This is a genomic window from Weissella sp. DD23 (assembly GCF_001579105.1).
Classification (GTDB): Bacteria; Bacillota; Bacilli; order Lactobacillales; family Lactobacillaceae; genus Weissella; species Weissella cibaria.
This window is the reverse complement of record NZ_KQ970397.1, coordinates 72,391-83,068: the sequence shown is the minus strand read 5'-3', so window position 1 is coordinate 83,068 and position 10,678 is coordinate 72,391. Positions and strand designations below refer to the sequence as shown.

10 protein-coding genes are annotated in these 10,678 nt (G+C 46.3%); all 10 read right to left on the bottom strand.

The window, feature by feature from the left end; genetic code table 11:
- Nucleotides 1-61: 61 nt before the first annotated feature.
- A complete protein-coding gene (locus tag WEIDD23_RS10330; protein ID WP_010372709.1) occupies nt 62-847 on the bottom strand; it encodes a YlmH family RNA-binding protein in 786 nt (261 codons plus the stop codon).
- A gap of 13 nt (nt 848-860) precedes the next feature.
- A complete protein-coding gene (locus WEIDD23_RS10325; protein ID WP_010372705.1) occupies nt 861-1,121 on the bottom strand; it encodes a YggT family protein in 261 nt (86 codons plus the stop codon).
- 11 nt (nt 1,122-1,132) lie between these two features.
- Nucleotides 1,133-1,582, bottom strand: a complete 450-nt coding sequence (gene sepF / locus WEIDD23_RS10320) for a cell division protein SepF (RefSeq protein WP_043708204.1) — start codon at nt 1,580-1,582, stop codon at nt 1,133-1,135.
- 11 nt (nt 1,583-1,593) lie between these two features.
- Nucleotides 1,594-2,865: a cell division protein FtsZ gene (gene ftsZ, locus WEIDD23_RS10315; RefSeq protein WP_010372699.1), complete on the bottom strand. Its 1,272-nt coding sequence runs from the start codon at nt 2,863-2,865 to the stop codon at nt 1,594-1,596.
- A gap of 37 nt (nt 2,866-2,902) precedes the next feature.
- Nucleotides 2,903-4,273, bottom strand: coding sequence for a cell division protein FtsA (gene ftsA / locus WEIDD23_RS10310; protein ID WP_010372696.1), 1,371 nt, complete (start codon nt 4,271-4,273; stop codon nt 2,903-2,905).
- Between the two features lie 232 nt (nt 4,274-4,505).
- Complete coding sequence (locus tag WEIDD23_RS10305; protein WP_010372693.1) at nt 4,506-5,426, bottom strand: cell division protein FtsQ/DivIB; 921 nt, start codon at nt 5,424-5,426, stop codon at nt 4,506-4,508.
- Between the two features lie 45 nt (nt 5,427-5,471).
- Nucleotides 5,472-6,572, bottom strand: a complete 1,101-nt coding sequence (murG, locus tag WEIDD23_RS10300; protein ID WP_062358963.1) for an undecaprenyldiphospho-muramoylpentapeptide beta-N-acetylglucosaminyltransferase — start codon at nt 6,570-6,572, stop codon at nt 5,472-5,474.
- Nucleotides 6,573-6,591: 19 nt separating this feature from the next.
- The gene (gene murD / locus WEIDD23_RS10295) at nt 6,592-7,935 is read right to left on the bottom strand and encodes a UDP-N-acetylmuramoyl-L-alanine--D-glutamate ligase (RefSeq protein WP_062358962.1); all 1,344 of its coding nucleotides are present in this window, start codon (nt 7,933-7,935) and stop codon (nt 6,592-6,594) included.
- A 105-nt stretch (nt 7,936-8,040) separates the two neighbouring features.
- Nucleotides 8,041-9,033, bottom strand: a complete 993-nt coding sequence (gene mraY, locus WEIDD23_RS10290) for a phospho-N-acetylmuramoyl-pentapeptide-transferase (RefSeq protein ID WP_010372684.1) — start codon at nt 9,031-9,033, stop codon at nt 8,041-8,043.
- 28 nt (nt 9,034-9,061) lie between these two features.
- Nucleotides 9,062-10,678: penicillin-binding protein (locus WEIDD23_RS10285; protein WP_062358961.1), on the bottom strand; the 1,617-nt coding region annotated here is incomplete at its 5' end.

Genomic DNA, 10,678 nt, shown 5'->3' with positions numbered 1-10,678 from the left:
TTTGTTGTGAATTCCTTCGCGTGAATCTCTTGTGGGGTCAATGCCATGTGCTTTCTCCAATCTATTTCTTCATCACAGCGAGTGACACTCGCCATTTATCTTTTTTTGTCATGCCATTCTCGGCAACTAATTTCAGTCGACCAAAGTGGCGGACGGAAACCAAATCATTTACCGCTAGGACAAAGTCTGGACGGTCCACGTCAGTCCAGTTTACACGAACTTGACCACGTTCAACCAACTCTTTTGCATGCGTCCTAGAGACATTATACCCATTAGCTACCAGTGTATCTAGTCGTAAGGACGAAACCGTTGTGTCAATTTCAGTCCATTCTTCGATTGGAGCACTAATATCTGTCAATGAGGCCGTCTCAAAACGTACTTTTGTCTTACCGATATGATCCATAGTGGTTTGAATGTAGGTCGCCATTGGCACCGTCGTCAAAAAGTGCCACGTTCCCTCTTCACCACTAATAATATCACCGATACTGTCACGTGTAATGCCATTATTCATCAACGTGCCCAAAATGGTACTGTGATGTAATTCAGCAAACTTTTGTGGATAATTAATTGCAATCACGGCAAGTTCAAAATCACTTTGCTGAATATCATAATACGCAGGCGCGATAACTGTTCGAGCGCTTTCGGCATCAGCATAACCACCTTCATGTTGCCATTTTAAGTCGTCGTGCTGGTTAACTAGCGTCTCAATAATATATCTCTGCCTCGGGTTTAAAAAATTCGTCAGGACTGGACGATACTCATCCAGAGCCTGACGAATTAAGCCTTGCGCTACATCAAGAAACGCGGCTTCACTCGGGCGGAAATGCTGTGCTACATTATCTGCCATATCGTTTCTTCTTTTATATCATTCGTGCAATTGCTTGCAATCCAACTTGAGCTGCTTGCAAAAGCAATAACCCGGCCAAAGGTGTGAAATCAATAAATCCCGTGCGTGGAATAAAACGACGTAGTGGATCTAAAATAAATCCGGCAATCATGCCCAAAAATTGACCCAGCGCAGATTGTTGTGCACCTGGCAACCAAGACATCAAGACCCAGATAAGAATCACAAATTCCAAGGCTCGTAGAATCAGACTCAAAAGTAAAAAGATTGCAACCATATTATCACCTATTAATTGAACTGTTGTCCTAAGTTTTGTGAGATGGTACCAGAGATTTCGAAATTATGTGGGGTTGCCAGGAAAATGCGCTCACCAACACGTTCGATAATACCATCAACCGCAAATGCCGTTCCACCAAGGTAGTCCAGCACACGCTTACCAGTATTCTCGTCAATCGATCCAAGGTTAACAATCACCGCTTCGCCCGCCAACAATTGTGTGGCAATCGTTTGGGCATCTGCATATGTGCGTGGCTCGTACAATGCGATTTTTGACGTTTCGCTTCGTGAGCCATCCATCTTCAAAACATTAGGACGACGGGCAGCAGTCGGACGGGTCGCATTTGAAGTCGCTGTTGGTGCAGCAGACCCTTGTGCAGTGTCCTCAGCATATTGCTCTTCAGGTACCTCTTCTTCGTAGTAGTTATCTACCCCGAAGAATTCCTTGAACTTAAATGCCATTGTCAGTCTCCTTACTTATCGCCGCGCTTCATCCAGTTAAAGTAAGCAGGACGCTCGATTTCCTCTTCTGCTGCCGTTTGCTCTGGGGCTGCTTGAGGTTGTACAGGTTCAACAGGTGCAGCTTGTTGTTGCGCTGGTTGTTGTTGTACAGGCTGTTCTGGCTTAACATTCCAATCCGCAAACGGATCTGTGTTAACTGGTTGTTGTGGTTGTACAGGTGCCGTTTGTTGTGGCTGGACCGGTTGTTGCACTGGTTGTTCCGTCACTGCTTCAAAAGGGCTCGCTGTATTCACCGTACCAAGATTAATTTCAGGACGTGGCGTTGCTGGACGATCGATACCAGTCGCAATGACTGTCACAACCAAATCCCCCTCCATTTCCATGTCAATCGTTGTTCCAAAGATGATGTCAACATCGGTTCCGGCAGCTTGAGCAATCGTTTCTGAAGCTTCTTGCGCTTCGAACAAAGACATGTCTGCGCCACCCTTAACAGAAAGCAAGACATTCGTTGCGCCCTCAATCTTAGCTTCCAACAAAGGTGAAGCAATGGCCTTACGCGTCGCCTCAGCGGCACGGTTTTCACCAGATGCTGAACCAATACCCATCAAAGCAGTTCCTTGACCAGCCATGGCAGTCTTCACATCAGCAAAGTCCAAGTTGATGATACCAGGCTTGGTAATCAAATCTGAGATACCAGACACACCTTGCAACAACACATCATCGACCATCTTAAAGGCTTCCATAATTGGCGCCTTCTTATCGACGATTTGAAGCAAGTTGTTGTTAGCAATCACGATCAACGTATCAACGTTTTCCTTCAACTTTGCTAATCCTTCAGCGGCTGACTTGCCACGCTTTGGACCTTCAAATGAGAATGGACGTGTTACAACACCAATCGTCAAAGCACCTGAGTCCTTCGCAATCTTAGCAATAACTGGCGCAGCACCGGTACCAGTACCACCGCCCATTCCTGCCGTAACAAAGACCATGTCTGCACCAGCAAGCGCTTCGGCAAGTTCTTGTTCACTTTCCTTTGCGGCCGCTTCACCAACTTCTGGACGGGCACCAGCACCAAGTCCACGAGTTGCCTTTGTTCCGATTTGAATTTTATTTTCAGCTGCTGAACGCTCAAGTGCTTGGGCATCAGTGTTTGCAACGATGAATTCAACACCTTCAACACCATCGCTCACCATTTGGTTAACGGCGTTTCCACCACCGCCACCGACACCGATGACCTTAATCGTTGCGCCGTACTCTTGGTTCATATCCATTTGGAAATCCATAACGAGCTCCTTTTTCTACTCTGTATTTCTTTTATAATTAGTCGAAAAATTCCTTGAAGAAATTCCGAATTGGATTTTGCTTCTTTGGACTTTCATCGTTTTCTACTGACGTTTGCTCGTATTCTGATGCATCAACTGGTTCTGCCGTTTGTGGTTGAACTGCTTGCATCGCTTGCCGTGGCTCAGGTTGTACCGGCGTTGACATAACCTGACGCCCAAGGGTTGGTTGACCTAACACCGTCAATGGCAAATCATACAAAGCTTCCTTCACAATCAATTGTACCGGTGTTTGTTGCGCCGCATAGTGCACGATTGCCCATGCCCCTGCATAGCCAGGATGACGCAAGCCAATATCACTTGGTACAAATGACTTTACCTGAACCTGATAAGCTGCCTTAACAGCCTCTGGTGCACCTCGCAATGCGGCACCCCCACCGGTTACCACAACGCCACCAGGCAAATCAAATGCGCCAACTAAGTTTAGCTTTTCACCAAGCTTATCCAGAATTTGCATCAAGCGTGCCTCGATAATTTGTGCAACCATTAATTCAGATACTTGTTCAGGCGTCTCAGCCCCAACTTTTTGAATAACCAGTTTGTTATCTGCATTTGCCATTTCTGACAATGCCAAACCAGCATCCAACTTCAACATGTCTGCATCGTGTAAGCCAATTTCCAATACAGCGCTAATATCGCGAGAAATATTCTCGCTTCCCGCTGGGAAGGTAGTCAAAAACTTCAGCTGATTGTCATGGACAACGGTTGCTGTTGTTTGACCAGCACCCATGTCCATTAGAATCGTCCCAAATTCTTGTTGGCCCTCTGCTAGTACCGTCTTGCTATATGCAAGTGGCGCTAACACAAAATCACGTAGCTGCAACCCAGCCTTGGCAATTGCCATCCGCAAATTCGTCAGGATGTTCCGGGGAGCTGTATAGGCGACCCCCTTCATTTCCAAACGCATCCCGACCATATCGTTAGGATCTTGAATGCCATCAAAGTCATCAACGATGAACTCCGTTGGCAACAGCTCCACAACTTCTCGATCAGCCGGTAATTGAATTTTAATTGCCTGTTTCACAGCCGCAGCAACATCAGCATATGAAATATGCTGACTATCTTTAACTGTTACCATGCCACTGACATGTTGAATTTGAATGTTATTTGCCGGCAAACTCGCAACAACTTCTGTCACAGGGACGTCAGTCTGCTCATTTACCTGTGCAATTGCTTGTCGAATGTCGTTAGCAGTCGCATCAATATCAACAACGATACCGCGCTTTACGCCATGAGCAACTGAACGACCAACTGCAACGATATTAGCTTGTTGGTCTCGAACATCTGCAGCTAACACTTTAATGGTGCTCGTCCCGACATCGAGACCAACAATCAAACCATGGTTGGCCATCTTAATTCCTCCTTTGACTGCCAAACGATGTTGTTTAAATAAATAAAGTAGACTGGTCACGTTGGGGCTAAATAGCGCCCGACGTGACCAATTCCGCTCTATCCGGTCGCCCTTTGCGCAACATTTTTGACTGAAATCAAAAATCTTAGGCTAATTGCTACCGGGATAAACAATTCTTTAAAAATAATACCATACTTTCAGGTGTTTCTTCCATACTTTCAAGCAGGTTTTCTTACTGATACGGCGTGAAATACGCCCCCACTTGTAGGTCAGCCTGACCTGGTTTGTCTAATTGCGCAACCATGCCTGGATAGTACCGCAATTTTTTCGATAAATCATCAGCACTAATTAAGACCTGATTACCGTCATTCATGTACAACTTCAGGCGTTGTGCATTCTGGGCATCTGGTGACCAAACAATCTCCGAGACCGCATGACGAAGTGGCGTTGATAACTTACCGAATTCAGACAACGTCAGCTTTAGTTGTTTACCTGACGTAAAGCCGTCATACAATGGCAGCCCCCCGACTGGGTGCGAGGCCGAACCGTGCTTAAGCATGGTTCCGTTTGCCAAAATTGGGTAATAACGACTGCCTGCCTTCACGTAGCCAACCTGGACAATTTCTTTAACTTTCACTTCAACCGTATTTGTCCCAACCAATCGCAACTTTAAATTAGCAACCTGTGGATCATTTTTCTGCGCTAATTTATTAAAATAAGCACTTTGATGTACGGTCGAAAACAGCGGTTGCCCAAGTTGCAATCCAGCCGCCTTTAAGACCGCCTTGTCAGACAAATCTTGGGTGCCGACAACATTGAACTTCTGAATCTGACCAAAAGGCGAGATAAAGTAGCCTAAGAATGCCGCCGCGACGCCCAGAACAGCAAGTGATTTTAATGTACTTCGTTCGTGTTGATATAATCGCCGTGCCGATGGATCGAATCGTGGCTTAGCCCGCAATAAGTTCGCCTCAACATCATCGTCATCATAACCATTTGCCGAAAAATTAGTGGCTTCGGCAACTTCGTCGGCACCACTTTTACCAGTGCGTCGTGTTGGTAACGATGACCAATCCTCCTCGGATAGCAACGCATCCAAATGTGCTTGAATATCTGACGAAGACTTATCATTTTGAGTAGTTTTATCGGCCATCATTACCTCCTTTCATCACGTAACACCCTGGCATTTTCAGCTACATTAGTTTTTAATAACTGACTTAATCAACTTGATAAATTGGTCAGCTGCATCTGGGACACCCAACGTTGTCGCTGCTGTCGCCATCGCTTGACGTTCACCTTGATTCGTCATCAATTGATCAATTGTGCCAAACAACGTCGTACCCGTTAGCGATTCTTCGGTAATCATTTCCGCTGCACCAGCTTCAACCAAGCTACGCGCGTTCTTAGTTTGGTGATCATTCGTAACGTACGGACTTGGAATCAAAATCATTGGCTTACCCAATGCCGTTTGTTCAGCTAGACTAGTCGCACCAGCCCGGCCAACAACCAAATCAACCGCTGGCATCAACTGTGGCATGTTCCCAATATAAGGCACCACCGCAACGTTCGCAGCCGCAGTCACGCCAGCTGCTTGCATGTCCGCTTGCACTTCATCAAAGCGCTTGCCACCAGTTACAAAAATAACTTGGTAGGACCGATCAGCGAACTTCGGTAAGGCTGCCACCATGGCTTTGTTCAGCTTCAGCGCACCTTGCGACCCACCAAAAATCAATACCGTTGGCACGGTTGCTGATAGGTTCAAGTCGGCCCAATTGAAGCTGCCTTCACCATCGACGACTTCTTGGGCGCGGGGATTACCAACCACCGTTGCCAATCCGGGCTTAAACGCTGGAATAGCTGCCGGAAAGGCAACTCCCACCTTGGTCACTTTACGTGCCAAGAACTTATTAGTGACACCAACAACTGAATTTTGTTCGTGAATGACCGTTGGAATCTGTAGTTGCTGAGCCGCGTACAACACCGGCCCTGATACGTATCCGCCCGTGCCAACAACGACGTCTGGCTTAAAGTCCAGTAGCATCTGCTTAGCCTTACGTGTCGCGCTTAAGAACAGGTAAATCGTTTTAAAATTATCCACTGACAGTGACCGCTTAAATCCCTGAACGGCCAACGCCTTAAAGTCAAAACCTGCATCAGGTACGATAGTCTTCTCTAACCCACGTTCGCCACCAATGTAGAGTACCTCAGTACTTGGATCTTGCTTTTTTAATTGCTTAACAGTGGCCAAGGCCGGATAGATGTGTCCACCAGTACCACCACCAGATACAACAATACGCATAATTGTTAATTCCTCTTTATTAATCTTTCGTAGCGTGTGCTTGGACAGCCGCTACAAATAAATCACCACGGGTTTCAAAGTTTGGGAATTGATCCCATGAAGCCGCAGCTGGCGATAGCAAGACGATATCACCAGGTTCACTGAGTTCAAAGGCTGGCGCAACCGCCGCTGGGGCATCCGTTGCGTGTACGACAGGAATCGCCAACGCCTCACCGACTGCCGCAACCTTGTCTGCTGTTTGACCAAAGACAATCAATGCCTTGACGTGCGCCTTCATCGCTTGTAGTAAACGCATCTGATCATCGCCACGGTCTAAACCACCCGCTAGCAACACAACAGGTGCTGTAAAACCAGACAAAGCCATTTCAGTTGCTTCAATATCTGTCGCCTTAGAATCATTATATACTTGGCGTCCGTCAAACGTACCAACAAACTGCAAACGGTGTTCAACCCCCGTGAAGCGTCGCAACGCCTCAGCAATATCGTTAGTTGGCACATGACGCAACTTACCGACTGCGATTGCTACCAGTGCATTTTCTACGTTATGATCACCCGGCACGCCAAGCTCAGCTGCAGCCATGACCAACTCGCCTTGATAGTATAACTGACCATCATGCTCGTAGGCGCCATCTTCACTGTTATCCAATCTTGAGACTGGTACAACAGTTGCAGCGGTTTGCTGCGCTAATTCACGCCACTCAGCGCGATCGTAATTAATCACTAAATAGTCATCCGCCGTTTGATTTTTGGTAATGCCCATTTTAGCAGCAACGTAATTTTCACGTGAGCCGTGGTAATCCAAATGCGATGCAAAAATATTCGTAATAATCGCAATATTAGGCTTGGCTTCAGGCATCCCCATCAATTGGAATGATGATAATTCAGTGACCAAAGTATCTGTGTCACGTAAACTAGGTGCCACTTCACTTACCGGTGTCCCAATATTACCAGCAACAACAATTTGATGATCAGACGTTGCTTGCGTACGCAATACAGCTGCAATCATCTCGGTCGTCGTTGTTTTACCATTCGAACCGGTTAAGGCAATCCATTCACCACGAATGTACTTTTGTGCCACAGCAACTTCAACCACAATTGGAATCCCTGCATCTTTGGCTGCCACCAGAACTGGAATCGTGTATGGAATACCTGGATTTTTAACAACTAAGTCAACACCAGTTAACAATGCCGTTGTTTGTTCCGTTGTAAACGTCGCCCCACGCGCTTGTAGCGCCACAACGTCCTCGTTTGTCACATCCATCTTTGGTTCTGAAACCGTCACTTGCGCACCTTCGTTTAATAACAACGACGCAACGGCTGCTCCAGAACGTGCAAAGCCAATTACCAAAACATGCTTATTCATGATCAGATCCCCTTATATAAAATATGTACACGGGCAAGCCCGCAGTGCATTTTGCTGTTAACAAAATGCGATATGTCAGCGTTTCCGCTTTAATTAAATAGTTATTTACTTAAACAAGATAAAGTATAGAATGGCAACAATCAAGCCCACTGCCCAGAAGAACGAGTCCACTTGCCATTCATTCCAAGGCTTATCAGTGTTACCCGTCAAGCCACCCTTTTCGAAGCTGTGGTGAATCGGCGTCATCAAGAAGACACGCTTCTTGAAAAAGTGATAACTCGTTACTTGAATCATAACGGTTAACGTCTCAACCATAAAGACAAAGCCAATCAAAATCAATGACCATTCTCGGTGAAGGACTAATGCGTTCATTGCCAGTCCAGCCCCCAACGCTAGGGAACCCGTATCCCCCATGAAGATTGTTGCTGGGTAATGGTTAAAGACCAAGAAGCCCAACAAAGCACCAATCATCAAGGCGTCTAACAAAACCATACTCATATCACCTTGCATCAAGGCGATAATTAGATAAGCGACATAAGCAATAATGGCCGTTCCAGATGCTAAACCATCTAACCCGTCTGTCAGATTTGTCGCATTAGACCACCCAACAAGCCAAAAAATAGTAAACAAGGCATAGACCACGACACTATTGATTTCACCCAAACCAAATGGCAAGGCAAGCACAAAATCAAATTTACCCAAGTAAAGCACCAACATTGCTAGTAAAGCAGCAACGATTTGTGCTGTCAGTTTTGGCAAGAAACGGAAACCTTCATCACGGTGATTGAAGATTTTGATACTGTCATCAAAACCACCGACCAAAGCAAACACAATAATGGCAATTAGCGTTGCCCAACCAGTTGGCGCTGCGTGACCAGTTGCTAATGCGAGAATCACGAATCCCAACACAACAACCGGGATAAACCCAGCCCCACCCATCGTGGGTGTACCGGCTTTGGCCGCGTGATCAGGACCATTTCCTCCTGTACGCATCACCAGCTGTTGCACCTTAATCTTCTTAAACCAATCTCGCAAACGGGGCACTACTAGCACCGTTGCAATTAGACCCACTAATAAGCCTAGTAACAAAGTCGTCATCTCGACGTCTCCTCTCAATCATTAATCTCTAATTTGTTTTGGGTTCCTTAAATTCAACTGTAATGTCGTGATACCCATCCGCTAACTTGGTATCAGGCAAAATCGATTGCGTGCTAACGAAGCCGTCGCCCTTGATGACAACATTAATGTCCGCTAACTTAGCCCACGCTAACACATCACTCTTTGCCCAGCCACCCATATCTGGCACAGCAATATCATGACCCGTATTTAAGAATACCCGTTGGCCAACCAGTGACTTCTGCCCGCCAATTGGGCTTTGTGATTTAACCGTTTTGCCATCGCCCATGACAATTGGGGTCAAATTAGCGGCGGTCACTTCACGTTTTGCTTCGGCAGTTGAACCACCGACAACCGTTGGAATTTTCACCTCTTGATCCGCACTAACAACCACCTTATTATCATCTTCTGACATTTGCAAGGCTTGTTGCATCACGCTGACGAACACGTCAGACATATCAGTTGCAATATTCGCAGTGTTTCGTTGTGGCTCTTTCGTGACCACATACATCAAGTAACGTGGGTTCTTAGCAGGCGCCATTCCCATCCAGGAATGAATCTCGTGCGTATTGTCCCCCGGTGCTGAATAACCAGTTGCTGTGGCAACTTGTGCCGTACCAGACTTACCAGTTGTTTTAACCCCTGGGATAGCATACATCTTACCGAGACCGTACTCGGAATAAATAACATCCTCTAATTGTTCACGGGTCGCTTTAGCTGTTGATGCCTTAATTGGCTTAGCAACAACTTCACGCTTGGCTTGATAAACCACTTTTTTGGTATTTGGGTCAACAATTTTCTCAACAACATGCGGTTTCAATTCTTCACCGTTACCAGCAATGGCAGAGTAAGCCTGCATCATCTGCAATGGTGTAATTGAAATTGCTTGTCCGAAGGCAGTATTAGCTTGCTCGATTGGATACTTAAATTGCATTGTTCCAGCAGCTTCGCCATTTAAACCAGAGTCAGTTGACTTCAAAAAGCGGAAACGGTGAATATACTTTTCCCATGTATCCGCCCCCATCTTTTGCTCCGTCAGCGCCATCGCGACGTTTGAGGATTCTGCAATACCACGGGCATACGTAATTTCACCCCAACCCTCACCATTGTTCCAATCAGTAACCGCCCGGTCGCCGATTTTTAATGTACCGGATTGGTAAGTTGCATCGCCATTCCAATTGTCTGTATCAATGGCAGCCGCCAACGTAATCCCTTTCATAACGGAACCCGGCTCAAATGTCGTTGATGCCAACTCGTTATTCCAATACGTACCGACCCCTTTGCGTGTCGTGGCATTAAACGTTGGTCGTTGCGTTGTCGCTACGATATTTCCCGTCTTCGTATCCATCACAACAGCGATTGCCGACTTAGGTTTCATATCGTCATCCAACGCGTCCATTTTCTTTTCCAACGTCGTTTGCAACTTCGTATTCAACGTCGTATAGATGTCATAACCGTTTTCGGCCGGTTGATTATGTTTTGAAACAGCCAGATCTCCGTCATCGACGCTGGTGGTTTTGACACCATTTTTTCCAGTCAATTGCTTGTTATAAGCCTGTTCCAATCCCATCATCCCTGTTAACGTCTGCTTACCCGTCTTATCGTTCACTTTTTCGCTGGTCATTCC